The organism is Acidovorax sp. SUPP2539, assembly GCF_030158975.1.
Taxonomy (GTDB): domain Bacteria; phylum Pseudomonadota; class Gammaproteobacteria; order Burkholderiales; family Burkholderiaceae_C; genus Paracidovorax.
Map to the genome: position 1 here is coordinate 108,522 of NZ_BQXJ01000001.1, position 25,361 is coordinate 133,882.

General features: G+C 69.7%; 23 protein-coding genes and 1 riboswitch. Of the genes, 15 read left to right on the forward strand and 8 right to left on the reverse strand.

Features of this window, described 5'->3' with window-relative positions:
- Nucleotides 1-34: 34 nt before the first annotated feature.
- The 9 genes from murG to thiC all read left to right on the forward strand — a co-directional run bounded on the left by murG (nucleotide 35) and on the right by thiC (nucleotide 10,456).
- Nucleotides 35-1,099, forward strand: coding sequence for an undecaprenyldiphospho-muramoylpentapeptide beta-N-acetylglucosaminyltransferase (murG, locus tag AVTE2539_RS00490; RefSeq protein ID WP_284407986.1), 1,065 nt, complete (start codon nucleotides 35-37; stop codon nucleotides 1,097-1,099).
- Nucleotides 1,096-2,529 (forward strand): UDP-N-acetylmuramate--L-alanine ligase, encoded by a 1,434-nt coding sequence (gene murC / locus AVTE2539_RS00495; RefSeq protein WP_284407987.1) that lies wholly within the window; start codon nucleotides 1,096-1,098, stop codon nucleotides 2,527-2,529. Before murG ends, murC begins: the two co-directional genes overlap by 4 nt.
- On the forward strand, nucleotides 2,526-3,545 hold the full coding sequence (locus tag AVTE2539_RS00500) for a D-alanine--D-alanine ligase (RefSeq protein ID WP_284407988.1): 1,020 nt from the start codon (nucleotides 2,526-2,528) through the stop codon (nucleotides 3,543-3,545). The genes murC and AVTE2539_RS00500 overlap by 4 nt, the downstream gene beginning before the upstream one ends.
- On the forward strand, nucleotides 3,542-4,396 hold the full coding sequence (locus AVTE2539_RS00505; protein WP_284407989.1) for a cell division protein FtsQ/DivIB: 855 nt from the start codon (nucleotides 3,542-3,544) through the stop codon (nucleotides 4,394-4,396). The genes AVTE2539_RS00500 and AVTE2539_RS00505 overlap by 4 nt, the downstream gene beginning before the upstream one ends.
- Nucleotides 4,397-4,412: 16 nt before the next feature.
- Nucleotides 4,413-5,642: a cell division protein FtsA gene (gene ftsA / locus AVTE2539_RS00510; protein ID WP_092741824.1), complete on the forward strand. Its 1,230-nt coding sequence runs from the start codon at nucleotides 4,413-4,415 to the stop codon at nucleotides 5,640-5,642.
- Between the two features lie 171 nt (nucleotides 5,643-5,813).
- A complete protein-coding gene (ftsZ, locus tag AVTE2539_RS00515) occupies nucleotides 5,814-7,040 on the forward strand; it encodes a cell division protein FtsZ (protein WP_272567219.1) in 1,227 nt (408 codons plus the stop codon).
- 145 nt (nucleotides 7,041-7,185) lie between these two features.
- Complete coding sequence (lpxC, locus tag AVTE2539_RS00520; protein WP_272567220.1) at nucleotides 7,186-8,109, forward strand: UDP-3-O-acyl-N-acetylglucosamine deacetylase; 924 nt, start codon at nucleotides 7,186-7,188, stop codon at nucleotides 8,107-8,109.
- Nucleotides 8,110-8,131: 22 nt separating this feature from the next.
- Complete coding sequence (locus AVTE2539_RS00525; RefSeq protein ID WP_272567221.1) at nucleotides 8,132-8,308, forward strand: hypothetical protein; 177 nt, start codon at nucleotides 8,132-8,134, stop codon at nucleotides 8,306-8,308.
- Nucleotides 8,309-8,353: 45 nt separating this feature from the next.
- Nucleotides 8,354-8,477, forward strand: a riboswitch (TPP riboswitch).
- A 116-nt stretch (nucleotides 8,478-8,593) separates the two neighbouring features.
- A complete protein-coding gene (thiC, locus tag AVTE2539_RS00530) occupies nucleotides 8,594-10,456 on the forward strand; it encodes a phosphomethylpyrimidine synthase ThiC (protein WP_284393048.1) in 1,863 nt (620 codons plus the stop codon).
- Nucleotides 10,457-10,518: 62 nt separating this feature from the next.
- Here thiC and AVTE2539_RS00535 read toward each other — a convergent pair whose 3' ends face one another.
- Entirely contained in the window at nucleotides 10,519-12,201 is a 1,683-nt protein-coding gene (locus AVTE2539_RS00535; protein WP_284407990.1) for a methyl-accepting chemotaxis protein, read from the reverse strand.
- Nucleotides 12,202-12,473: 272 nt separating this feature from the next.
- Between AVTE2539_RS00535 and AVTE2539_RS00540 the strand changes: the two genes are divergently transcribed.
- Complete coding sequence (locus AVTE2539_RS00540; protein WP_284407991.1) at nucleotides 12,474-14,129, forward strand: methyl-accepting chemotaxis protein; 1,656 nt, start codon at nucleotides 12,474-12,476, stop codon at nucleotides 14,127-14,129.
- A 221-nt stretch (nucleotides 14,130-14,350) separates the two neighbouring features.
- Nucleotides 14,351-14,941: an RcnB family protein gene (locus AVTE2539_RS00545; protein ID WP_349817192.1), complete on the forward strand. Its 591-nt coding sequence runs from the start codon at nucleotides 14,351-14,353 to the stop codon at nucleotides 14,939-14,941.
- A 52-nt stretch (nucleotides 14,942-14,993) separates the two neighbouring features.
- Here AVTE2539_RS00545 and ruvC read toward each other — a convergent pair whose 3' ends face one another.
- From ruvC to AVTE2539_RS00560, 3 genes are read right to left on the reverse strand one after another with little or no spacing between them, the layout of a single operon-like run.
- A complete protein-coding gene (gene ruvC, locus AVTE2539_RS00550; protein WP_272567228.1) occupies nucleotides 14,994-15,542 on the reverse strand; it encodes a crossover junction endodeoxyribonuclease RuvC in 549 nt (182 codons plus the stop codon).
- 59 nt (nucleotides 15,543-15,601) lie between these two features.
- On the reverse strand, nucleotides 15,602-16,606 hold the full coding sequence (locus AVTE2539_RS00555; protein WP_272567229.1) for a phosphatidate cytidylyltransferase: 1,005 nt from the start codon (nucleotides 16,604-16,606) through the stop codon (nucleotides 15,602-15,604).
- Nucleotide 16,607: 1 nt separating this feature from the next.
- Nucleotides 16,608-17,426 carry a lysophospholipid acyltransferase family protein gene (locus AVTE2539_RS00560; RefSeq protein ID WP_284407992.1) on the reverse strand — a complete coding sequence of 273 codons (819 nt, stop codon included), beginning with the start codon at nucleotides 17,424-17,426 and terminating at the stop codon, nucleotides 16,608-16,610.
- Between the two features lie 211 nt (nucleotides 17,427-17,637).
- Here AVTE2539_RS00560 and AVTE2539_RS00565 point away from each other — a divergent pair, with 211 nt between their 5' ends.
- The 4 genes from AVTE2539_RS00565 to AVTE2539_RS00580 all read left to right on the forward strand — a co-directional run bounded on the left by AVTE2539_RS00565 (nucleotide 17,638) and on the right by AVTE2539_RS00580 (nucleotide 20,639).
- Nucleotides 17,638-18,621 carry a Bug family tripartite tricarboxylate transporter substrate binding protein gene (locus AVTE2539_RS00565; RefSeq protein ID WP_284407993.1) on the forward strand — a complete coding sequence of 328 codons (984 nt, stop codon included), beginning with the start codon at nucleotides 17,638-17,640 and terminating at the stop codon, nucleotides 18,619-18,621.
- On the forward strand, nucleotides 18,618-18,977 hold the full coding sequence (locus AVTE2539_RS00570) for a cupin domain-containing protein (protein WP_272567232.1): 360 nt from the start codon (nucleotides 18,618-18,620) through the stop codon (nucleotides 18,975-18,977). The genes AVTE2539_RS00565 and AVTE2539_RS00570 overlap by 4 nt, the downstream gene beginning before the upstream one ends.
- Nucleotides 18,974-19,768: an HpcH/HpaI aldolase family protein gene (locus AVTE2539_RS00575; protein ID WP_284407994.1), complete on the forward strand. Its 795-nt coding sequence runs from the start codon at nucleotides 18,974-18,976 to the stop codon at nucleotides 19,766-19,768. Before AVTE2539_RS00570 ends, AVTE2539_RS00575 begins: the two co-directional genes overlap by 4 nt.
- Nucleotides 19,769-19,841: 73 nt before the next feature.
- A complete protein-coding gene (locus AVTE2539_RS00580; RefSeq protein ID WP_272567234.1) occupies nucleotides 19,842-20,639 on the forward strand; it encodes an IclR family transcriptional regulator domain-containing protein in 798 nt (265 codons plus the stop codon).
- 74 nt (nucleotides 20,640-20,713) lie between these two features.
- Here the strand turns inward: AVTE2539_RS00580 and mtgA are convergent, their stop codons facing one another.
- The 4 genes from mtgA to AVTE2539_RS00600 form a co-directional block, all read right to left on the reverse strand.
- Entirely contained in the window at nucleotides 20,714-21,445 is a 732-nt protein-coding gene (gene mtgA, locus AVTE2539_RS00585) for a monofunctional biosynthetic peptidoglycan transglycosylase (RefSeq protein WP_284407995.1), read from the reverse strand.
- Between the two features lie 24 nt (nucleotides 21,446-21,469).
- Nucleotides 21,470-22,321 carry a shikimate dehydrogenase gene (aroE, locus tag AVTE2539_RS00590; protein WP_284407996.1) on the reverse strand — a complete coding sequence of 284 codons (852 nt, stop codon included), beginning with the start codon at nucleotides 22,319-22,321 and terminating at the stop codon, nucleotides 21,470-21,472.
- A 70-nt stretch (nucleotides 22,322-22,391) separates the two neighbouring features.
- Nucleotides 22,392-23,252, reverse strand: coding sequence for an energy transducer TonB (locus AVTE2539_RS00595; RefSeq protein ID WP_272567239.1), 861 nt, complete (start codon nucleotides 23,250-23,252; stop codon nucleotides 22,392-22,394).
- A complete protein-coding gene (locus tag AVTE2539_RS00600) occupies nucleotides 23,249-25,339 on the reverse strand; it encodes a ribonuclease catalytic domain-containing protein (RefSeq protein ID WP_284407997.1) in 2,091 nt (696 codons plus the stop codon). The genes AVTE2539_RS00595 and AVTE2539_RS00600 overlap by 4 nt, the downstream gene beginning before the upstream one ends.
- Nucleotides 25,340-25,361 lie beyond the last annotated feature (22 nt).

Consider the following 25,361-nt stretch of genomic DNA (forward strand, 5'->3'; position numbering starts at 1 on the left):
CGGGCGCGCAGCGCACGGTGCGGGGTGGACGCGTATGAGCGCACCCAAAACCGCGCTCATCATGGCCGGCGGCACCGGCGGCCACATCTTTCCGGGCCTGGCCGTGGCCGAGGAGCTGCGCGCGCGCGGCTGGCGCGTGCACTGGCTGGGAACGCCCGGCAGCATGGAATCGCGCCTGGTGCCGCCGCGCGGGTTCGCGTTCGAGCCCATCGATTTTTCCGGCGTGCGCGGCAAGGGGCTGGTCACGCTGGCCTTGCTGCCGCTGCGCCTGCTGCGCGCTTTCTGGCAGTCGCTGGCCGTGGTGCGCCGCGTGCGCCCCGACGTGGTCGTGGGCCTGGGCGGCTATGTCACGTTTCCGGGCGGGATGATGGCCGTGCTGCTGGGCAAGCCGCTGGTGCTGCACGAACAGAACTCGGTGGCCGGCCTCGTGAACAAGGTGCTGGCCGGCGTGGCCGACCGTATCTTCACGGCCTTTCCCGGGGTGCTCAAGAAGGCCCAGTGGGTGGGCAACCCGCTGCGCACCCCCTTCACGCAGCAGCCCGCGCCGGCCGAGCGCTTCGCCGGCCGCACGGGGCCGCTGCGCCTTCTGGTCGTGGGCGGCAGCCTGGGCGCCCGCGCGCTCAACGAGATCGTGCCGCAGGCCCTGGCGCTGATTCCGGCGGACCGCCGGCCCGTCGTCACCCACCAGAGCGGCGCAGCGCAGATCGATGCGCTGCGCGAGCACTACGCGAAGGCGGGCGTGCAGGCCACGCTCACGCCGTTCATCGACGACACCGCGGCGGCGTTCGCCGACGCGGACCTCATCGTCTGCCGTGCGGGCGCCAGCACCGTCACCGAGATCGCCGCCGTGGGCGCGGCGGCGGTGTTCGTGCCGTTCCCCCATGCGGTGGACGACCACCAGACCGCCAATGCCCGCTTCCTCGTGGACGCCGGTGGCGGGTGGCTCGTGCCGCAGCGCGACCTCACCCCCGAGTGGCTGGCACAGTTGCTACAAAATTCAGAGCGCAATGCCCTAGTGGATATTGCTCGGAAAGCCAAAAACATGCAAAAGATTAACGCCACCCGCGAAGTGGCGACTGCCTGCGAGGAGCTGGCATGAAGCACGCCATTCGCCACATCCATTTCGTCGGCCTGGGCGGCGCCGGCATGTGCGGCATCGCCGAGGTGCTGTTCAACCTGGGCTACGGCATTTCGGGCTCGGACCTGTCCGACAGCGCCACCCTGCGCCGCCTGCAGGCGCTGGGCATCCGTACCTGCGTGGGCCATGCGGCCGCGCACATCGAGGGGGCGGATGCAGTGGTCACCTCCACGGCGGTGCAGGCCGACAACCCCGAGGTGCTGGCCGCCCGCGAAAAGAAGATTCCCGTGGTGCCGCGCGCGCTGATGCTGGCCGAGCTGATGCGCCTGAAGCGCGGCATCGCCATCGCCGGCACGCATGGCAAGACCACCACCACCAGTCTGGTGACCAGCGTGCTGGCCGAGGCCGGGCTCGACCCGACCTTCGTGATCGGCGGGCGGCTCAACAGCGCGGGCGCCAATGCCAAGCTGGGCAGCGGCGACTACATCGTGGTGGAGGCGGACGAGTCCGACGCCTCGTTCCTCAACCTGCTGCCCGTGATGGCCGTGGTGACGAACATCGATGCCGACCACATGGAAACCTACGGGCACGACTTCGGCCGCCTCAAGGGCGCGTTCGTCGAGTTCCTGCACCGCATGCCGTTCTACGGCACGGCGATCCTGTGCGTGGACAACCCGGCCATCCGCGACATCCTGGCCGACGTGACCTGCCCGGTGACGAGCTACGGCTTCTCCGAAGACGCCCAGGTGCGCGCGGTGGATGTGCGGGCCGATGCGGGCCAGATGCGCTTTCGCGTGCAGCGGCGCAACGGCGTCACGCTGCCGGACATCGACGTGGTGCTGAACCTGGCGGGCGAGCACAACGTGCTGAACGCCTTGTCGGCCATCGCGGTGGCGGTGGAGCTGAACATTCCCGACGACGCGCTACTGCGTGCCCTGGCCCAGTTCAAGGGCGTGGGCCGGCGCTTTCAGCGCTACGGCGACATCGCCGCGCCGGGCGGCGGCAGGTTCGCGCTGATCGAGGACTACGGCCACCACCCGGTCGAGATGACGGCCACGCTGGCCGCGGCGCGCGGTGCCTTCCCGGGCCGGCGCCTGGTGCTGGCGTTCCAGCCGCACCGCTACAGCCGCACGCGCGACTGCTTCGAGGATTTCGTGAAGGTCATGGGCAGTGCGGACGCCGTGCTGCTGACCGAGGTGTATGCCGCCGGCGAGGCGCCGATCGTCGCCGCCGACGGCCGGTCGCTCACGCGCGCCCTGCGCGTGGCGGGCAAGGTCGAGCCGGTGTTCGTGGACGACGTGGCCCTGCTCGCGCAGGCGATCGTGGACAACGCCCGGGATGGCGACGTGGTGCTGTGCATGGGCGCGGGCTCCATCGGCGCCGTGCCGGCGAAGGTGGTGGAAATGCTGCAGAAAGAAGAAGCGCCAGTTTTGGCGGAGGTCGCGCGATGAGCCACGAAGACACCCCCGCCATCGACGTGCGCGCTCTGGGCAAGGTCGCGGTGCTGATGGGCGGCTCGTCCGCCGAGCGCGAGGTCTCGCTGATGTCCGGCGGCGGCGTGCTGCAGGCGCTGCGCGCCCGCGGCGTGGACGCGCATGCGTTCGACCCGTCGCAGACCGATCTGTCCGAGCTGCGGCACGGCGGCTATGCGCGCTGCTTCATCGCCCTGCACGGCCGCCATGGCGAGGACGGCACGGTGCAGGGCGCTCTCGAGCTGCTGGGCATTCCGTACACCGGCCCCGGCGTGATGGCGTCCAGCATCGCGATGGACAAGATCATGACCAAGCGCATCTGGCGCTTCGAGGGGCTGCCCACGCCGGACTGGCGCCTGGTGTCGAGCGCCGCCGAAACCGCGCAGGCGCTGCAGGCGCTGGGCGCGCCGATGATCGTCAAGCCCTCGCGCGAGGGCTCCACCATCGGCCTGACCAAGGTGACCTCGCCCGGGCAGTGCGAACAGGCGTACCTGCTGGCCTCCCGCTACGACCCCGAAGTGCTGTGCGAGGAATTCATCGAGGGCGACGAGACCACCTGCCCGGTGCTGGGCCAGGGGGCGGATGCGCATGCGCTGCCGGTGATCCGCATCGTGGCGCCGGCCGGCAACTACGACTACCAGAACAAGTACTTCACCGACGTCACGCAGTACCACTGCCCGAGCGGCCTGCCCGAGGCCGAGGAGCGCGAGATCCAGCGCCTGGTTGTCGAGGCCTTCCGCACGCTCCAGTGCCGGGGCTGGGCGCGCGCCGACATCATGATCCGCGCCAGCGACCGCAAGCCCTTCCTGCTGGAGATCAACACCTCGCCCGGCATGACCGGCCATTCGCTGGTGCCCATGTCGGCCCGCGCCAGCGGCGTGAGCTACGAGGCGCTGTGCCTGCGCATCCTGGCGAGCGCCTCGCTCGACGGGCTGCAGGGGCATGCCGGCGTCACCGTCCACGCCACCCCCACGGGAACCCCGGGAGCCGCATGACCGCCTCGCTGCCCGCACCGCTCGACGTCAAGCTCATGAACCTGACCGCCACGGTCCTGTTCGTGGGCTGCGCCGCGTTCGTGCTGGTGGTGGGCGGCTCGTGGATGCTGCGCCATCCGGCGTTCGCGATCGGGCGCATCGTGGTGCAGGGCGAGCTGGTGCACAACAACGCCGTCACGCTGCGGGCCAACGTCGGGCCGCACTTGGTGGGCAATTTCTTCACCGTGGACCTGCGCGCCGTGCGCGAGGCGTTCGAGCAGGTGCCCTGGGTGCGCCACGCGATGGTGCGGCGCGAGTTTCCCAACAGCCTGCGCGTGGAGTTGCAGGAGCACGACGCCGCGGCCTACTGGGGCGCCGAAGAGGGCTCCACCCTGGTCAACAGCCAGGGCGAGGTGTTCGAGGCCAACGGCGACGACCTGGACGCGGACGACCTGCCCCGCCTGCAGGGCCCGCAGGGCCAGTCGCTGGAGGTGCTGCAGATGTACCACCACCTGCAGCCCGTCTTCGAGCCGCTGGACACCAAGGTCGATGCGCTGGAGCTCACCGGCCGCGGCGGCTGGCGCGCCACGCTGGACAGCGGCGCCGTGGTGGAACTGGGTGGCGGCACGCCGCAGGATGTGGTGCAGCGCACGCAGCGCTTCGTGCGCACGCTGGCGCGCGTGGCGGGCCAGTACGGGCGGCGCGCGGATGCACTCGAATCGGCCGACCTGCGCCACGCTGACGGCTATGCGCTGCGGCTGCGCGGGGTGACCACGGTCAATGGCGACGCCCCCAAGGCGGCCGCCCGGGCGCCCGCGCGCACTGCGCCGCAGCGCGCGCGCCCCGCCAGAACAACAGGGCAGAACCACTGAGGGCAGGACACAGAATATGGCAAGAGAATACAAAGACGTGGTCGTGGGGCTGGACATCGGCACCGCCAAGGTGATGGCGGTGGTGGCCGAGGTGCTGCCCAATGGCGAACTCAAGCTGGCCGGGCTGGGCGTCGCACCCAGCAATGGCCTCAAGCGCGGCGTGGTGGTGAACATCGACGCCACGGTGCAGAGCATCCAGCAGGCGCTGAAAGAGGCCGAGCTGATGGCTGACTGCAAGATCCAGCGCGTGTACACCGGCATCACCGGCAGCCACATCCGCGGGCTCAATTCGAGCGGCATGGTGGCGGTCAAGGACAAGGAAGTCACCCAGGCCGACGTGGCGCGCGTGGTGGAGACGGCCAAGGCCATCAACATCTCCAGCGACCAGCGCCTGCTGCTGGTGGAGCCGCAGGAATTCGTGATCGACGGGCAGGATGTGAAGGAGCCCATCGGCATGAGCGGCATCCGCCTGGAGGCCAAGATCCACATCGTGACCGGCGCGCAGAGCGCGGCCGAGAACATCATCAAGTGCGTGCGCCGCTGCGGGCTCGAGGTGGAGCAGCTCATGCTGAACCCGCTCGCCTCCAGCCAGGCGGTGCTGACCGACGACGAGCGCGAGCTGGGCGTGGCGGTGGTGGACATCGGCGCGGGCACGACCGACGTGGCGATCTTCACCGGCGGCGCGATCCGCCACACGGCAGTGATCCCGATCGCGGGCGACCTCATCACCAGCGACATCGCCATGGCGCTGCGCACGCCCACCAAGGACGCCGAGGACATCAAGGTCGAAAGCGGCTATGCCAAGCAGCTGCTGGCCGATCCCGAGGCGCAGGTGGAGGTGCCCGGCCTGGGCGACCGCAGCCCGCGCATGCTCAGCAAGCAGGCGCTGGCTGGCGTGATCGAGCCGCGCGTGGAAGAGATCTTCTCGCTCGTGCAGCAGGTCATCCGCGAGTCGGGCTACGAGGAGGTGCTGTCCTCGGGCATCGTGCTCACGGGCGGCAGCGCCATCATGCCGGGCATGGTCGAGCTGGGTGAGGACATCTTCCTCAAACCCGTGCGCCGGGGCATTCCCAAGTATTCGAGCGCGCTGGCCGACATGATCGCCCAGCCGCGCGCCGCCACCGTCATGGGCCTGCTGGAAGAGGCGCGCCTGGCGCGCCTGCGCGGCTTCAAGGTGGCGCAAAAGAGCGGCTCGGTGAAGACCGCGTTCGGCCGCTTCAAAGATTTCATCGTGGGGAACTTCTGACATGTTGTCCCCTCAGCACTGGCTCGCTCGCGCTGGCCCCGATGCGCTGTTTTGGCAACGATGGCGGGGCACCGGCCCCCCTTTCGTGCCCCGGGCTGCGTCCCACCCGATTCCAACCATCCAGCCGTTTTGGCCCCATGCAATTCACGTGAAAGACTAGGAGCACCCACCATGACCATCGAAATGATCGAAGCCGAAGAATTCAATCAGGGCACCCAGATCAAGGTGATCGGTGTCGGCGGCGGCGGCGGCAATGCCGTCGCCCACATGATCGCGCGCAATGTGCAGGGCGTGGAGTTCGTCTGCGCCAACACCGACGCGCAGGCCCTCACGCGCAGCCCCGCGCACCGCACCATCCAGCTGGGCGGCAGCGGCCTGGGCGCGGGCAGCAAGCCCGACAAGGGCCGCGACGCCGCCGAAGCGGCCGTGGAAGACATCCGCAGCGCCATCACCGGCGCACACATGCTGTTCATCACCGCCGGCATGGGCGGCGGCACGGGCACCGGCGCGGCCCCCGTGATCGCACGCGTGGCCAAGGAGATGGGCATCCTCACCGTGGGCGTGGTCACCAAGCCCTTCGACTGGGAAGGCGGCCGCCGCATGGCCAATGCCGACAACGGCCTGGCCGAGCTGGAAGCCAACGTCGATTCGCTGATCGTCGTGCTCAACGAGAAGCTGCTAGAAGTGCTGGGCGACGACATCACCCAGGACGAGGCCTTCGCGCACGCCAACGACGTGCTCAAGAACGCCGTGGGCGGCATCGCTGAAATCATCAACGAATACGGCCACGTCAACGTCGACTTCGAAGACGTGCGCACCGTGATGGGCGAGCCCGGCAAGGCCATGATGGGCACGGCCACGGCCGCCGGCCCCGACCGCGCCCGCATCGCCGCCGAGCAGGCCGTGGCCTGCCCGCTGCTGGAAGGCATCGACCTGTCGGGCGCCAAGGGCGTGCTGGTGCTGGTGACGGCCGCCAAGGGCAGCCTGAAGCTGTCCGAGTCGCGCCTGGCCATGAGCACCATCAACGCCTACGCCTCGCCGGACGCGCACGTGATCTACGGCGCCGCCTACGACGACAGCCTGGGCGAAGAGATCCGCGTGACCGTGGTGGCCACCGGCCTGTCGCGCCAGAACGCGCGCCGCCAGCCCATCTCGGTGGTGCAGGGCGGCCTGCGCACCGGCACGGACAACGTGGCCTACCAGATGCCCATGTCCGGCGCGACGCTGGGCGCGGGCCTGGTCGGTGGCGGCACCGCGCAGGCAGACTACGGCAACATGTCGGTGCCCAGCGTGTGGCGCACCAACCGCACGCAGGCGGCAGCCCGTGTGGACGCGCTGTCCTCGGGCGGCATGGACGACCTGGAAATCCCCGCGTTCCTGCGCAAGCAGGCCGACTGACGGGAAAGGCCCGCCGGGCCTTTCTTGTTCACAACACCGCCATGTTCCGCAAGGGGCTGGCGGTTTTTTCTTGCGCGCGTGGGCCTATTGCCCCCATAGCGGCAGCGATGCCCCATGATGGGGCCTCCCCCTCTAAAATCGACCGATGCTCCAGCAACGCACGATCAAGACCCTGACCCGCGCCGTCGGCGTGGGCCTGCACAGCGGCCAGCGCGTCGAATTGACGCTGCGTCCCGCCCAGCCCGACACGGGCATCGTGTTCCGCCGGGTGGACCTGCCCGAGCCGGTGGACATTCCCATCACCGCCATGGCCGTGGTGGACACGCGCATGGCCTCCACCATCGGCGTGGGCGGCGCGAAGGTGCACACGGTCGAGCACCTGATGTCGGCTTGTGCGGGCCTGGGGCTGGACAACCTGTACATCGATATCACGGCCGAAGAGGTGCCCATCCTCGACGGCTCCTCCGCCTCGTTCGTGTTCCTGCTGCAGAGCGCCGGCGTGGAGCTGCAGAAGGCGCCCAAGCGCTTCATCCGCGTGACGCGCCCGGTCGAGGTGCGCGAGGGCACGGGCCCGAGCACGAAGTGGGCGCGGCTCGACCCGTACCACGGCTACAAGCTGCGCTTCGAGATCGACTTCGCCCACCCGGCGGTCGATTCCACCGGACAGAGCGTGGAGTTCGACCTCGGCTCCGGCAACTACACCCGCGACATCGCGCGGGCGCGCACGTTCGGCTTCACCAAGGACGTCGAGATGATGCGCGCCAGCGGCCTGGCGCTGGGTGGCGGGCTGGACAACGCCATCGTCATGGACGACTACAAGGTGCTCAACAGCGACGGCCTGCGCTACGACGACGAGTTCGTGAAGCACAAGATCCTCGATGCCATCGGCGACCTGTACCTCGTCGGCAAGCCACTGCTGGCGGCCTACAGCGCGTTCCGCTCGGGCCACGCGATGAACAACCTGCTGCTGCGCGAACTGCTCGCGCAGGAAGATGCCTGGGAAATCGCCACGTTCGACAACGAGCGCCAGGCGCCCGCCGGCTTCGCCCAGCCGGTGGCCGCGTGGTAAGGCGGCGCACGGGGCGCGCGGCATGCTGATCTTTCGCTGGATCGCCACCCTGCTGCTGCTCATGGCAGCGGTGTCGTTCGCGTTCTACGTGGGCACGGGGCAGGCGCGCTACAAGCGCTGGGGGCTCATCATCCTGAAGTGGACGGTGATCGCCGGCTTCGTGTTCTTCGCCGTGCTCATCCTGGGGCGCATCGCCTGACCGACACGGAGGGATGGCGGCGGGCGAGGGGGCTGGCCTATACTGGCGCCTGCTCCGGGGTGTGCTGATGCGCTGAGATGCGGGCGGCCTGACGAATGTCAGGCTGGCTTGCGAACCCGACGAACTTGATCCGGTTCATACCGGCGGAAGAAGAGCCGACCTCCCGTGACCGTGCCCGCACCCGCGTGGCACGCACCGCTTCACCAGGCGCCATGCGCCTGCGTTCCAGGCACAGGTCCATTTCCGGAGCAGCCCCACCGCCCCCGGAAACAGGAGACCTGCCCCATGAACGCACCCGAACCCCTCGCCCGCGAAAAATTCGCCGAACTGCTCGCGCTCACCCGCGCGCCCTTTCCCGCATCGCGCAAGGCCTACCTGCCCGGCCACACGCACGCGGACCTGCGCGTGCCGGTGCGCGACATCGCACTCACCAACGGCGAGCAGGTCAGCGTGTACGACACCTCCGGCCCCTACACCGACCCCGAGGCCGTGATCGACGTGCGCCAGGGCCTGGCCAGCGTGCGCGGCGGCTGGATCGCGGCGCGCGGCGACGTGGAGCACTACGAGGGCCGCCCGCCCGTGGCGCTGGACGATGGACAAAAGAGCGAGGACGCCGCCCGCCTGGCCCAGCTGCGGGCCGAGGCCGCCGCGCTGCAGCGCCAGCCGCTGCGCGCCAAGAGCGGCGCCAACGTGACGCAGATGCACTACGCACGCCGCGGCATCGTCACGCCCGAGATGGAATACGTGGCCATCCGCGAGAACGGCCGCCGCGAATGGATGGCGCAGTACATGCAGGATGCGGGCCGCGAGCAGCGCCTGATGGGCAACCCCATGGGCGCGAGCATCCCGAAGATCATCACGCCCGAGTTCGTGCGCGATGAAGTGGCCCGCGGCCGCGCGATCATTCCCGCCAACATCAACCACCCCGAGGTGGAGCCGATGGCGATCGGGCGCAACTTCAAGGTCAAGATCAACGCCAACATCGGCAACTCGGCCGTCACCTCCAGCATCGAGGAAGAAGTGGAAAAGCTGGTGTGGGCCATCCGCTGGGGCGCCGACAACGTGATGGACCTGTCCACCGGCAAGGCCATCCACACCACGCGGGACTGGATCGTGCGCAACTCGCCGGTGCCGATCGGCACGGTGCCCATCTACCAGGCGCTGGAGAAGGTCGGCGGCGTGGCCGAAGACCTGACCTGGGCCATCTTCCGCGACACGCTCATCGAGCAGGCCGAGCAGGGCGTGGACTACTTCACCATCCATGCGGGCGTACGGCTGGCCTACATCCACCTCACGGCCCAGCGCCGCACCGGCATCGTCTCGCGCGGCGGCTCCATCATGGCCAAGTGGTGCATGGCGCACCACCGGGAGAGCTTCCTGTACGAGCACTTCGAGGACATCTGCGACATCATGAAGGCGTACGACGTGTCGTTCAGCCTGGGCGATGGCCTGCGGCCCGGCTGCGCGTCCGACGCCAACGACGAGGCGCAGTTCGCCGAACTGCACACGCTGGGCGAGCTCACCCAGACCGCCTGGAAGCACGATGTGCAGACCATGATCGAAGGCCCCGGCCACGTGCCCATGCACATGATCCAGGCCAACATGACCGAGCAGCTCAAGACCTGCCACGAAGCGCCGTTCTACACGCTGGGCCCGCTGACCATCGACATCGCTCCGGGCTACGACCACATCGCCAGCGCCATCGGCGCGGCCATGATCGGCTGGATGGGCACGGCCATGCTGTGCTACGTGACGCCCAAGGAGCACCTGGGCCTGCCCGACCGCGACGACGTCAAGCAGGGCATCATCGCCTACAAGATCGCCGCGCACGCCGCCGACGTGGCCAAGGGCCACCCCGGCGCCCGCGCGCGCGACGACGCGCTGAGCCAGGCGCGTTTCGATTTCCGCTGGCAGGACCAGTTCAACCTGGGCCTCGACCCCGAGACGGCCCAGGAATACCACGACGAAACGCTGCCGAAAGACAGCGCCAAGGTCGCCCACTTCTGCTCGATGTGCGGCCCCAAGTTCTGCTCGATGAAGATCACGCAGGAGGTGCGCGAGTTTGCCGCCAAGGGCCTGCAGGAAAAGGCGGTGGAGTTCCGCGGCACGGGCGGCGAGCTGTACGTGCCGATCCAGCCGGTGGGCTGATCATCGCCCTGCATGGGTGCAGGGCACGCCGCCTGGCAAGGCGGCGTGCCGCAGCGCGAACCTCAGGCGTGGCCTAGGCGCAGGGCCCGCGCCGCCGGAACCGCTGCCGATGCGGGCACCGGCACGGGGAGAAGGCCGGCCGCTTCGCCCGTCGCCGTGGAATGCGGCAGCGCGAAGCGGCTGATCACCGCCGACAGGTCGTGGGCCTGCCCGCGCAGGCTTTCCGCCGCGGCGGCGGATTGTTCCACCAGCGCCGCGTTCTGCTGCGTCATCTCGTCCAGCCGCGACATGGCGGCGTGGATGGCCGCGATGTCCTGGTTCTGCGACTGGGTGTGGCTGCGGATCTCGCCCATGGTCTGCGCCGTGTGCTGGATCGTGGAGACCACGCGCTCCATCGTGCGGCCGGCGTGCCCGGCCAGGCTGGCGCCCGAGGCCACCTGCTGCACGGAATCGGCGATCAGCGCCTTGATCTCCTTCGCGGCCTCGGCCGAGCGGTTGGCCAGGCTGCGCACTTCGGACGCCACCACGGCGAAGCCCCGGCCCTGGTCGCCGGCGCGGGCGGCCTCCACGGCGGCGTTCAGCGCCAGGATGTTGGTCTGGAAGGCGATGGAGTCGATCACGCCGGTGATGTCGGCGATGCGGCGCGAGCCCGTGGCGATGCGGTCCATGGTGTCCACGACCTGCGTGACCACGCCGCTGCCTTCCTGCGCCACGCTGGCGGCCTGCGAAGCCAGGGCTTCCGTGCGCTCGGCGGACGCCGCCGCATCCGCCACGCGGCGGGTGACCTGCTCCAGCGAGGCCGCGGTTTCCTGCAGCCGCGCGGCGGCTTCCTCGGTGCGGTTGGACAGGTCGGCGTTGCCGCCCGCGATGTCGGTCGAGGCGGCGCTGATGCTCTGCCCCAGGGTCTGCACGCGGTGCACCAGGCTGCGCAGCGCGCCCTGCATCACCGACAGCGAGGTGAGCATGCGGCCGGTCTCGTCGCGTTCGTGGCCGGCGATGTCCTGGCGCAGGTCCAGCCCCGCCACGCGGTCGGCCGTGGCGCTGGCGATGGCGATCGGGCGGGTGATGCTGCGCACCAGCCACAGCGCCAGCAGGGTGCCCAGGGCCAGCGACAGCGCGCCGAAGGCCACCAGCGCCCAGCGCGCCATGCCGCTCAGGCGGGCGACCTGCGCTGCCGCTTCGTCGATGTCCTGCCGCTGCGATTGCGAGAGCGCTTCGAGCGCCTGGAGCAGCGCCGTGGCCGAGGGCAGGAAGCGTTCGCCATAGACCTTGCGGATGCGTTCGGTGAGGCCCGAATCGCGCGCGGCCACCAGCTCCGTCCGCGCGGCCAGGAAGGTGGCGCCCATGGTGCGCACCTGCGTCACTTGCTGCATGTCCTCGGTGCCTTCGAGCCGCCGGGCCAGTTGGGCGACCAGCGCGTCGTACTGCTGCTGTGTGCGCGCGATGTCTGCGCCGAGGATCTCGCCCACCTCGGGTTCGGAACTCAGCGCCACGGCCTTGTAGCGCTCGGCGTTGATGGCCTGCAGCCGGTACGCATCGGCCACCAGGCGCTCGGTCGCGACGCTGCGCTGCACCATGGCGTCCGTGGCGCGGCCGATGTGGTGCAGCGACCAGATGCCGATGGCCGAGCCCACCAGGCTCAGCGCCAGCACGGCGAGAAAGACGGTCAGCAGGCGCTGGCTCAGCGAGCCGGTGCCCGGACGGGCGGCGGTGGAGGCAGGGGAAGCAGTGAAGGGGTGTGCCATGTGGAGTGCAGAGGTGTGGAGGGCGCCAGGGCGGGGCCGGAAGGCGCGGGCCGGCGCATTCGCGATGGGGTGACTGTGCCCTCCACATGTGACAATTTGTTTTCCATCGCATCACGTGAGGGCATGGCACCCTGGGTTGGCACCTCGGTGAATACCCCGTCGGCTATTGGCAGGGCGCCGCATATAGTGATCGCCCATCCGGCCCACGAGGCCGGTTTTTTCGGTGGCGTGGTTATTGCTAACGCTCAAGTAACATTTTGTAGAGGAGAGCCATGAACGCTCTGGGCCGCCTGTCGATTCGCACCCGCCTGTATTTCGGGACGATCTTTTCCTTGGTGCTCCTCGTCGTCATCGGTGCCATGGGCTATCTGGCCCTGGACCGCACGCGGGACACGTTGCAGGTGCTGTTTTCGCAGCGCGTGCAGACCCTGACCGACATGGCCGAACTGCGCACCACGTTGGGGAATCTGCGCCGGGCCGAGAAGGACATCATCATCAACTTCAACAACTCGGTTGAGGTGTCGGCCCTGCGCGACAGCTGGGGCAAGACGCTCGCCGCGCTGCGCAAGAGCCTGGCCGACGTGCGGCAGGCCCAGGCCGGGGATGCCGCCTTCGTCGAGGGCATCGACAAGTCGCTTGCCGAGATCAAGCAGTACGAGACCGGCATCTCGCCCATCTTCGAGCAGATCGAGCGCGCGCAGATCGACGGGGCCGGCGGCGGCGCCTATGCCGACCGTCTCAAGCAGCACATGGAGGCCACCGACCAGCTGTTCGCCAGCCTGGCCACCACCGCCCGCCAGCAGATGGAGGAGGCGCGCCAGGGCGTGGAAGCGCGCACTGCCTTCATGTCGGCCGCGATCGGCGGCGGGCTCCTGCTGGGGCTGGCGGTGCTCATTCCGCTGACCTTCTTCAGCGTGCGCTCCATCACGCAATCGCTGGCCCAGGCGCGCGATCTGGCCGAGCGCATCGCCAGCGGCGATCTGTCGCACGAGGTGCATGCCACGCAGCAGGACGAGGTGGGCCAGCTGGTGACCGCCATGGGCCGCATGCAGGATTCGCTGCGCGGACTGGTGCGCCAGGTGCAGGAAGCGTCGGGCAGCATCTCCACGGCCAGCACCGAGATCGCCTCGGGCAACCACGACCTGAGCCAGCGCACCGAGCAGACGGCCGCCAACCTGGAAGAAACCGCGTCGTCCATGGAGCTGCTCACCAGCACCGTGCAGCAGAGCGCGCAGTCCGCGCGCCAGGCGAGCGCATTCGCCACCACCGCGGCCGAGGTGGCCGCGCGCGGCGGCGCCGTGGTGTCGCAGGTGGTCAGCACCATGGGGCAGATCACCGACAGCTCGCGCAAGATCGCCGACATCACTGGCGTGATCGATTCCATCGCCTTCCAGACCAACATCCTGGCGCTGAACGCGGCGGTGGAAGCCGCCCGCGCCGGCGAGCAGGGCCGGGGCTTCGCCGTGGTGGCCAGCGAGGTGCGCAGCCTGGCGCAGCGCAGCGCCGAGGCGGCCAAGGAGATCAAGGGACTCATCGGCTCGTCGGTGGACCGCGTGGAAGACGGCTCGCGCCTGGTGAGCGAGGCCGGGGCGACCATGAACGAGATCGTGGGCAGCGTGCGCCGGGTGTCGGACATCATTTCCGAGATCACCGCCGCGTCGTCCGAGCAAAGCGACAACATCGGGCAGATCAGCCAGTCGGTGAGCCAGCTCGACCAGATGACGCAGCAGAACGCCGCGCTGGTGGAGCAATCCACCGCCGCATCGGAATCCTTGCGCGACCAGGCCAACCAGCTCACCCAGGCCGTGAGCCAGTTCAAGCTGAGCGATGCCGCCGAAGCCCCTGCGGGCCGGGTCGCCGCGCGTTCCCCTGCCGGCGTGCCGTCGCCCGCGGTGGCGCAGCAAGCCAAGGCGTTGCAGCTGCACTGAGCCTCGTCGACGGGGCGGTGCAGGGTGGGGCTCCCTGCGCTGCCCCACCCATCCCTATCCCGCGTCTGGCCCCCGCTGATGCATTTCGTTGCCGGTGTGCAGCGCGTGCAAACCTGTGGCAACCGCGGGAAAACCTCCGGTAAAGCAGGGCCGTCCCGGGACCGGGCCCCGGCAAATTGCGGCACCATGCGGGCATGTTCAACCTTTTCGAAAGGCTGGAAATGTCGCGAGACGCTTCGACCCTGCATGCCTTCCCCGGCCGCGCCGCCGCCGTGGGAACCTCCTTCACCGCTGCGACCGCTCCCACCTCCCGCCGCCTGCAAGGCCTGGCCGCCGCATGCGTGGCCGTCCTTCTGGGCGCCGCATCGCTGGGCGCCGAAGCCCAGCCGCGCGACGATCGGCACGAGCAGCGCCATGGCCAGCGCCACGGTGGCCGGCACGACGACCGGGGCCGCGACGACGGACGCCATGGCGACCGCCGGCACGACGACCGCCGTGGCCCGCCGGCCTACCGCCACCCGGGCCCGCCGCCGCAGGCCTACCACGGCGGCCCTGTGTACCGGCCCGGACCGCCGATGGTGCATCCCGGCCATCCGCAGATGCACGGGCAGCGCGGCGTCGGCCCGCAGCACAACTGGTACCGCGGCAGCCGCGTGCCGCCCATGTACCGCTCGCACCATTACGTGGTGAACAACTGGCGCCACCACCACCTGGCGCCCCCGCCGCGCGGATACCACTGGGTGCAGAACGGGCCGGACTACCTGCTCATCGCCATCGGCACCGGGGTGATCGCGCAGATCGTCTTCCAGTAGGCCGCCGGCCTGCACCTGGGCCGAGGGGCCCGATGCCGGCGCACCCCGCCGGTCAGTAGCTGCGGCCGCCCTTGTACATGGCGTGCTGGCGCCGGTTGAGCGTGGCCGCCTCGCCCAGGCGCGCCATGGCCGCCCCCGCATGCGCGTGGGTGATGGCCATGCCCAGCGCATCGGCCGCATCGGAGCCAGGCAGGCCCGGCAGGTGCAGCAGCCGCCGCACCATCTCCTGCACCTGGGTCTTGGCGGCCCGGCCGTGGCCGACCACGGCTTTCTTCATCTGCAGCGCGGTGTACTCGGCCACCGGCAGGTCGCTGGCCACCAGCGCGGTGATGCAGGCACCCCGCGCCTGGCCCAGCAGCAGGGTGGACTGGGGGTTCACGTTCACGAAGACGATTTCCACCGTGGCCACGTCGGGCTGGTAGCGCGCCACCACCTCGGTGATGCCGTCGAACAGCACCTTGAGCCGGCCCGGCAGGTTGCCCAGCGCGAGCGCCGTGGTGCGGATCGTCCCGCTCGCGACGTAGCTCAGCGCGTGGCCGTCCACATCCACCACGCCGAAGCCGGTGGTCTGCAGGCCGGGGTCGATTCCCAGGATTCGCATGTGCTCACTTATTCATAGCATCGAGGGCAATAATTTCTAGGGCATGGGGCCGATTTCGCCTACAAGCCGAAGTACCAGCGCACGGAGTGGAAGAACACCGGCGCCGCAAAGCACAGCGCGTCCACCCGGTCCAGCAGCCCGCCCGCGCCCGTGACCGACTGGCCCTGCATGCCCCAGCTGGTGATGCCGCGGTCGCGCTTGAGCGCCTTCATCACCAGGTGGCCCAGGCTGCCCGCCAGGCACGCCAGCAGGGCCATGCCCAGCGCCTGCCCCGGCTTGAACGGCGTGATGAACGACAGCATGACCCCGGCCACGCCGCCCACCGCCACGCCGCTGGCCCAGCTCAGCCACTGGAAGCTCTGGCTCACCTGCGGCGCCACCGGCTTGTGGGGGAACCGGCGGCCCAGCAGGTGCTGGGCGATCACGCCGGCCTGCACCACCACGACCAGGAAGAACACCAGGAAGGCGCCCTTGCCTTCATAGCCCGGAAAGTCGAGCAGCAGCAGCGCGGGCACATGGCTCATGCCGTACACGCACACCATGATCCCCCACTGCAGCTTGGCGTTGCGCTCCAGGAAGCGCTCGGGGTCGTTGGCGAGCGCGCTGGCCACCGGCAGCGCGAGAAAGACGTACACCGGGATGAACACCGTGAACAGGTCGAACTTGCGCGTGCCCACGAGGATGAACTGCAGTGGCAGCACCACGAAGAAGGCCAGCACCAGGCTGCGGTGGTCGCCCCGGCGCGTGGGCGAGAGGGTGATGAACTCGCGCAGCGCGAAGAACGCCACGATGGCGAAGAGCACCGTGGCCACGGTATCGCCCAGGGCCCAGCCCACCCAGAACACGGTGGCCATGAACCACGAGGTCTTGAGCAGGCTCCAGAAGCGCCTCCATTCCTGCTGGTGCGCCTCGTGCTCGGCCTGGTCCTGCACGCCGGTGCCGCGCGCCTCGCGCAGCGTCTGGAAGAAGGCGTAGAGGGTGACCAGCGAGAGCAGCCCGAACATCGCGACGAAGAGCGCGCCGATCTGCTGCGTGGTGGTGAGGTTGCGAAGGAAGTCGTTCATGTCAGACCTCCCGCAGCGCGATGACGGCGCGGCGCGCGCGGTCCAGGAACGGGCGGCGCTCCTCGCCGGGCTCGACCTGGATCGGGGCGCCGAAGGTCACCGAGCACAGGATGGGCACGGGCACCACTTCGCCCTTGGGCATGACGCGCTGCACGTTGTGGATCCAGGCCGGCACCAGCACCGCCTGCGGGAACATCAGCGCCAGCTTGTACAGGCCCGACTTGAAGGGCTGGGGCTCATCGCCGTGACCGCGCGTTCCCTCGGGAAAGATCACGATCGAATCGCCGCTGGACAGCGCCTGCACCAGCGGGGCCAGCGGGTCGTCGGGCGAGAGCGCGGCGCGCAGGGCCTCGGGTGTCGGCGGCGCGGATTCGGCGGCGGCTTCATGGGGCGCCGGAGCCAGGGTCTCCACCATCGATCCGCTCTGCGGAATGTCGGCTGCGTTCAGGGCGGTTGGGCCGTCCGCCGGGGCCGGCGGGGCAGGGTCCAGGGCGGCCGTTTCGGCGCCGGGCGCCGCCGCTGGCGCCGCGGCAGGCGTGCCCGACTGGCGGTCCACGTAAACGGCGTTGAACACCGCCGAGGTGATCCAGTGCCGGAAGGGCGTCTTGGTCCAGTAGTCCTTGGCGGCGATGGGGCGGGTGATGCTGCGCAGCTCCTGCGGCAGCGCGGCCCAGATCATCACCAGGTCGGCGTGGCTCTGGTGGTTGGCGAAATAGATGCGTTGCTCGGCCTTGGGCGGGCAGCCGTACCAGCGGGCCTGGGAACCGGTGAGAAATCGCACCAGCCCGAGGAGGAAAAGGCTCATCAACTTGGAAAGCATGGCGGCGATGATACGGGGGCGTGGCAAAGGGGCCGCGCCGGCCTGCACCGTGGGCCGGCGAGCCCCCTGCCACGGGCCGGCCGTGCATCGGGAAGATTCGTTCTGCGAAGTGGAATTTTCCAAGTTCGCGCTTCCCTTTCGCGAGGCCACTTCTAGACTGTCCGTACCGCTTCACCGCGGCGATTCCGCTAAAAAAGCAGGGAGCTTCTCCATGAACGTTTCGACCACACGCCGCCAGGCCCTGGTTCTGGGTGCCTCTGGCGCCTTGCCCATGCTGGCGAGGGCGCAGGCCGGCGCCGACTTTCCCACCCACCCCGTGCGCCTGATCGTGCCGTTCGCGCCGGGCGGCTCGACCGACATCCTCGGACGGCTGCTGTCCAAGCACCTGTTCCCCGCCAGCGGCCAGCCGATGGTGGTGGAAAACATGGCCGGCGCGGGCGGCAACCTGGGCGCCGCGCTGGTGGCCCGGTCCCCGGCCGACGGCTACACCCTCGAGATCGGCGCCATGTCCACGCATGCCATGAACGGCAGCCTGTACAAGCAGTTGGCGTTCGATCCGATGAACGACTTCGACACCGTGGCCATGCTGGCCTACGCGATCAACGTCATCGCCGTCTCCCCCAGCGTGCCGGTGCGCACCTTCCCCGAACTGCTGGCCTACATCCGCGCCAACCCGGGCAAGCTCAACTACGCCTCGGGCGGCATCGGCACCCACAACCACCTCACGCTCGCGCTGCTGGCCAAGACGGCGCAACTGGACATCGTGCACGTGCCCTACAAGGGCGGCGGCCCGGCCGTCGCCGCGTTGCTGCAGGGCGAATGCCAGATGTTCGCGGGCGGCGCCTCGCTGCTGCTGCCGCATGCGCAGGCCGGCAAGGTGCGCCTGATCGCCGTCACCGAAAAGACCCGCTCCGACCTGCTGCCCGACGTGCCCAGTGCGGCCGAGACGCTCAAGGGCTTCGAGGTCACCAACTGGTACGGCGTGTTCGCGCCCAAGGGGCTGGACGTGGCGCGCCGCGCCCTCATCAACCACGAGATCAACCGGGTGACCGGCCTGCCCGAGGTCGCCGAGCGGCTCAAGGGCCTGGGCATGGTGCGGGCGCCCGTGGACCCGGTTCAATTGCGCGAGATCCTGCAGGCTGACTACCGGCTGTGGTCTTCCACCATCAAGTCGCTGGGAATTTCCTCCGAATGAACGCCCCACACCCCCTGCCCATGGCGCTGAACAGCGTCGATTGGAATGCAATGGAATGGAAGCCCGTGCGCCACGGCATCGAGCGCAAGGCGTTCGGCAGCGAGCACGTCACGCTCGCGCTGCACCGGCTGCTGCCGGGGCACGAGCCGCGCCCGCATTCCCATCCCCATGAGCAGGTGGTGTACATCCTGGCGGGCCAGATCGACTTCTACGTGGAAGGCCAGGTGGTGCGCCTGGGCCCGGGAAGCCTGCTGGTGGTGCCCCCCAACGCCATGCACCACGGCATCGTGGTGGGCGACGAGCCGGTGCTCAATCTCGACGTCTTCACCCCCGCGCGCCCGGAATACCTGGCATGACGGCGGCCCGCCCCGGCGCCGTCGATGAGGCCCCGTCCCTGCGCGAGCGGCTGGTGGCGGGCGATTTCCTGTTCGCCACGTTCGTGAAGACCACCTCGCACCAGACGGTGGAGGTGCTCGCCGCGACGGGCCTGGACACCCTGGTGCTCGACGCCGAGCATGCGCCCTTCGGGCCGGAGAGCCTGGACCGCAGCCTGCTCGCGGCACGCGCGTGCGCCCTGCCGGTGCTGGTGCGCGTGCCCTATCCGCGCGGCGCGGCCATCCAGCAGGCGCTCGACATGGGCGCGGCCGGGGTGATGGTGCCGCACGTGGACTCCGCCGCCATCGCGCTCGACGTCGTGCGCGCGGCACGCTATGGCGGTACCCGGGGCTATTCGGCCTCGCCGCGCGCCGGCGGCTACGGCCAGCGGAGCATGGCCGACCACCTGCGGCTGAGCGATGCGCACACCGCGGTGATCGTGCAGATCGAAAGCGGCGAGGCCGTGGCGCAGGCGCGGGAGATCGCGGCCGTGCCGGGCGTCGACTGCCTGTTCATCGGGCCGGCCGACCTGGCCGTGTCCCTGGGGGCCGACGGCCCGGGCGACCCGCGCGTGGCCGAGGCCATCGCCCGGGTGTGCGCCGCCGGGCGTGCCGCGCAATGCGCCGTGGGGTGCTTCGTGTCCGATGCCGCGCAGGTGGCTGGCCTGCGGGCGCTGGGCATAGCGTTCTTCGTCGTGGGCTCCGACCAGGCGCTTTTGCGCGCCGCGGCACGGCAGGCCATGGCGGGCGCGCTGGAATCCATCGCCGCCTGACTCCCTGGTACTACATATTGCGCGGGGTGTATGGCGTGCGCCATACTGCCCAACCCGAGACCGAGAGAGAAACATGAGTACCGAAGTCCGTTCCGTGCAGCGAGCGCTGCTCATCCTTCGCGTGATGAATGAGCGCTCCACCTGGAGCCTGCAGGAGTTGCATCAGCGCACCGGCCTGGCCAAATCGACCCTGCACCGCCTGCTGAGCACACTGGAGTCCGAGAAATACGTGCGCAGCGATCCGCACGCCTATGGGCAATACCAGCTCACGCTCGCCGTGGGCAACCTGAGCAGCGGCATCAACGAAAAGCTGCGCCTGGCCGAAGTGGCCGCGCCGCTGATGATCGCCACCACGCGCCAGATCAAGTGGCCGCTGTCCCTGGGGGTGATCGAAGGGCACCAGATCCGCGTGGTGTTCTGCACCATGCCCTACAGCCCGTACGCGATCCGGCCCTCCAGCCTGGGGCGCCGCTACGAGCTGATCCCGTCCGCGCTGGGCCGCACCTACCTGTCGTTCTGCAGCCGGGCCGAGCGCCGCATCCTGGTGGAGTCGGCCAACCTGAATGGCGACGAAAGTCAGAAGATCACCGACCTGTGGGCGATGCGCAAGATCGTGCAGCAGACGCGGCGGCAGGGCTACGCCATCCGCCACGCGCGCAGCAATGCCGAGAGCACGGCCTTCGCGGTGCCGGTGTTCGGCGGCGGGGTGCTGCGCGGCACGCTGGTGTATTCCACGTTCGCCAGCCAGATGGACGAGCGCATGCTCAAGCGTTTCCTGCCCCTGGTGCAGGCCACGGCGGACCGCATCGGGGAAGAGGCGGCCATCATGCCCGGCCAGCTGGGCGAGGCGCTGAACGGCCCGCACGTCTGACCCGGCGCATTGGGGCAGGAGGGGACGGCGCGCCGCCGCGCCGCGCTCGCCCTCGAGGCCATCCCAAGGCCGTCTCAGGGCAGTTCCGCCGAGCCCATGCGTCCCAGGATCACGCGCGTGCGGCCGGAGAGGTAGGCCGAGCCCGGCGCCTTCTCGAAGCGCTTGGGCTGCGGCAGCATCACCGCCAGCCGGGCGGCCTCGGCCGCGCTGAGCTTCGAGGCGCTCTTGCGAAAGTAGTGCTGCGCGGCGGCCTCGGCCCCGAACACGCCATCGCCCCATTCCACGCTGTTGAGGTAGATCTCCAGGATGCGCTGCTTGCTCAGCAACTGCTCCAGCGCCAGCGTGAGCACGAACTCCTGCCCCTTGCGCAGCAGCGTTCGTTCGCCCGACAGCAGCAGGTTCTTGGCCAGTTGCTGGGTGATGGTGGAGCCGCCGCGGATCTTGGGGTTGCGCACCGGCCGGTCGGGCTGCGCCTCCTGGCGCTTGGCGGCCTGGGCCTCGGCGCGGGCGTTGCGCTCCCAGGCCTTTTCGATCGCGTTCCAGTCCACGCCGTCGTGGTTGACGAAGCCGTCGTCCTCCGAGGCGATCACCGCGCGCTTGAGGGTGTCGGCGATCTGGCCGTAGGGCACCCACTGCTGGCGCCATTGCAGCGTGCCGTGGGCGACCTGGCCCCAGGCCTCCGAGCGCTGGAAGGCGGTGGATTCGGGGTCGATCGCCACCATGGCCGCGATGCGGCCGACGAAGAACACCTGCAGCGCCACGAAGGCCAGCAGCACCAGCCCGATCCAACGCAGCAAGCCTTTCATGCCGTGGTCTCTCCCCAGGGCGGGTCAGTGGCCGGCGGCCATGGCGGCGCGCAGCTCGGCCAGCACCTGGGCTGCGGGCGGGCGCACGCCGCGCCACAGCGCGAATGCCTCGGCCGCCTGCTCCACCAGCATGCCCAGCCCGTCGCGCGGCACCGCGCCGTGGCGGGAGGCCCAGTCCAGGAACCCCTGCGCGGCGGGGCCATACATCATGTCGTAGGCCAGGCTGCCGGCCCGCAGCACGTGGGCTGGCACCGGAATGCCGCCGCCGCCCAGGCTGCTGGCGGTGGCGTTGACGATCACATCGAAATCGGCCTCCAGCGCATGATCTTCTAGGGCGTTTAGCTCTGTTTTTTGTAGCAAAGCGAGATCGGCATGCGCCTGCACCAGCGCCTGGGCGCGGGCCGCGGTGCGGTTGACCACCACGATGCGGCGTGGCCGTTCGTGCAGCAGCGGCCCCAGCGCCCCGGCCGCCGCGCCGCCCGCGCCCACCAGCAGCACGTCGCTGCCCGCCAGGGGCACGCCGGCGTTGCGCACGATGTCGGCCACCAGGCCCAGGCCGTCGGTGTTGTCGGCGGCGATGCGGCCGTCGTCGCCGAAGGTGAGGGTGTTGGCCGCGCCGGCCAGCCGCACCCGCTCGCTGCCCTGGGCGGCCAGCCGCGCGGCGTCGAGCTTGAAGGGCACGGTCACGTTGCAGCCGCGCCCACCCGCCGCGGCGAAGTCGGCCAGGGCCTGCGGGAAGCCGTCCAGCGGTACCAGCCGGCGGGCATACGACAGGCGCTCGCCGGTGAGTTCGGCGAAGCGCGCATGGATCCAGGGCGAGCGGCTGTGCTCGACCGGGTTGCCCATCACGCAGTAGGAATCCACGGGCGAAGTCATCGGGGTGTCGTGCGGAAGAAAAGCGGCAAGGAAAGTACGGTGCAGGACGTACGGCGAAGGGGGCGCGGCGTCAGCGCACGCTGGTTTCCAGCGTCTGGTCGCGCGTGAACTTGAAGCGCGAGACCACGGCGATCTGGTCGGCCTTGGCCCGCATGGCGGGGCCGAACACGCCGAACGGACCGGCCGAGCGGGCGATGGCCTGGGCGCGGTTGTCGAGCAGGCGGTTGCCCGAGCCCTGCACGATCTCGGTCTCCAGCACCGTGCCGTCGTGGTTGACGGTCACGATCATCGTCAGCTCGCCGTAGAGCTTCTTGCCGCCCTGTTCGGGAAAGTTGTCGGTGCCCTTGTCCTCGATCTTGCGGCGCAGCCCGTCGTAGTAGATCGCGTAGACCTCCTCGCGCGTGGCGGGGCTGATGTAGCGCTTCTTGGGGCGGGCGTTCTCTTCGTTGATGCGCTTTTCGATCTCGGCCAGCAGCTTGATGAGCTGGCGGCGCTTTTCCTCCTGCGCCAGGGCGTCGGCGCTCTGGCTGGGCTGGCGCGGGTCGGGCACCGGCAGGGTGGCCAGCTGCTTGCGCAACTGGGCCAGCAGCTGGCTCTGCTGCTCCTGCATGGCGTCGAGCTTGCGCTGTGCCTCCTCGAAATCGTCGCCCACCGCCGTCAGGGCCGAGTAGGGCAGGGGGCTGGTCGCGCGGCCCTTGGCGGCCTCGCCGCCGCCGGCCAGCGACGACTGCGCGATCGCCTGGGCCTTGTCCGGCCGCTCGCTGGACTTGGCGTTGACCAGGATCACCTCCAGGGGCGTGTCCTGGAAGACGCGGTTGAAGCTCTCGGGGTCGATGAACCGCACCGACAGCAGCACCGCATGCACGGCGATGGACACGCCGAGCGCCAGCTGCAGCGTGCTGAATCGTTGGAAGAAGGCGGGCAGTTTCACGGCGCCCGATTATCCGTGCTGGCGCTGGCGCCGGCCTCGGTTTCGTTCACGTCCACCGCGATGGCGATGGGGCCGGCCACGGCTTCTTCGTCGTCCTCGCCCGCCTCGTCGCCCTGCGGCGTGGCCTCGGCGCTGTCGGCGGGGCTGTCCAGGCGCTCCAGCACGGTGCCGTTCACGTCGAGCGTGATCTCGTCGATCTCACCGAGCTTGACGCGCACCCGCGCGCCGCGCGGCAGGTTCTGCGCGCCCAGCACGGGCAGCACCAGCGGCAGCGTATCGGCCCGCACGAGGAAGCTGCCCCCTGGGCCTTCCTTGAACACGGTGGCCTCGATCTCCGCGATGCCGTTCTGCTGCAGGTACTGCAGCGTCCAGAAGCGCTCCATGCCGGCCTGGTAGCCGTTGTAGGCGCTGTAGGCCGCATCGAAGCTGCTGATGACGGAGAACAGGTCCGCGTCCTTGGGCTTGAACGGCGCGGCCAGCGCGGCGGTCTTGCCGTGGCGCACGCACGCGATGATCTGCCACTGGTTCACCAGATCCACGTAGCGGCGCAGCGGCGAGGTCGCCCAGGCGTAGCTCTTGACGCCGATGCCCGCGTGCGGCAGCGCCTTGGTGCCCATGCGCACCTTCACGCCGGGCGCCAGGCTGGCCTGGCTGCGGTAGATGCCGGGCACGCCGTGGTCGGCCAGCAGGCCGCCCCAGGTGCTGTTGGCCACGATGGCGGCCTCGGCCACGATCAGGTCCAGCGGGGCGCCGCGCCGGCGCGTGGTGATCGAGACGGTCTCGCGGCCCTGCGGCTCGGCGCCGTCGTTGCCGGTGAGGCGGAAGTTGTAGTCCGGCCGGTTGAAGGTCTCGGGCTTGCCGCGCACCACCTCGCGCTGGGCCTTGAGGCTTTGGGCCAGGCGGTACAGAAACGATAGCTGCCCGCGCAGCTCCAGCAAGCGCTGGGGGGCTTCCGGGGCCTGCACCGTGGGGTCGGTCAGCCAGGCTTCGGTGACGATGTGGTCCAGCTGGTCGTGGCGCAGGTTGGCCGCCACGGGCACGCGTTCCAGCTTGGTTTCGGTGCCGGTGACTTCGAGCGTGGCCTCGTCGATGGTCACGTAGAGCGACACGGCCGGGTTGGCGCGGCCTTCGTCCAGGGTGTAGATCTTCACCACCTCGTCGGGCAGCATGGTGATCTTGTAGCCGGGCATGTACACCGTGGACAGGCGGTTGCGCCCCAGCTGGTCGAGCGGCGTGCCCGGCACGATGGCCAGGCCCGGCGCCGCGATGTGGATGCCCAGCACCACGGTGCCCGTACCCAGGCCCTGCACCGACAGCGCGTCATCGATCTCGGTCGTCTGGGAGTCGTCGATGGAATAGGCCTGCACGGGCGCCAGCGGCAGGTCCTCGGGCGGCTGCGGCGCGGTGATGGCCGCAAAGCCGGTGCCCTTGGGAAAGTTGTCGAACAGGAAGCGCTTCCAGTGGAACTGGTAGGCCGAGTCGATGGCGCCGGCCCGCTGCAGCAGATCGAGCGGCGGCAGGTGGGTGGCGCGGCTGGCCTCCACCACGGCCTTGTACTCGGGCGCGTTCTTGTCGGGCCGGAACAGGATCTTGTAGAGCTGCTCCCGGATGGGCTGCGGGCATTCACCCCGGCCGAGCTGCTCGGCCCAGTCGGCGATCTGCTGCAGCACGAGTTTCTTTTTCTCGATGGCGGCCAGCGCCTGCTGCAGGATCTCGGCCGGTGCCTTTTTGAAGCGGCCCTTGCCCGCGCGGCGGAAGTAGTGCGGCGCCTCGTACAGCGCGAACAGCGCGCCGGCCTGCTGGACCAGGGTGGCGTTCTCGGAGAAATAGTCCCGCGCCAGATCGGCGAAGCCGAATTCGTCCTCGGGGGCGAACTCCCAGGCCAGGTCGAGTTCGATCGACGCGGCCACGGCCTGCGCCTGGGCGAGCATCTCGGCTGGGGCGGGTTTTTCGAACCGGATCAGCAGGTGGGCGGCCTTGACCTTCACCCGTTTGCCCGAGTCGAGCTCGATCTGGGCGGAGCTTTCGGCCTCGGAAAGGATGCGTCCGGCGAGAAATTTGCCGGCTTCTTCAAACAATGCATGCATGGGCGGGATTGTCCCATGGGCG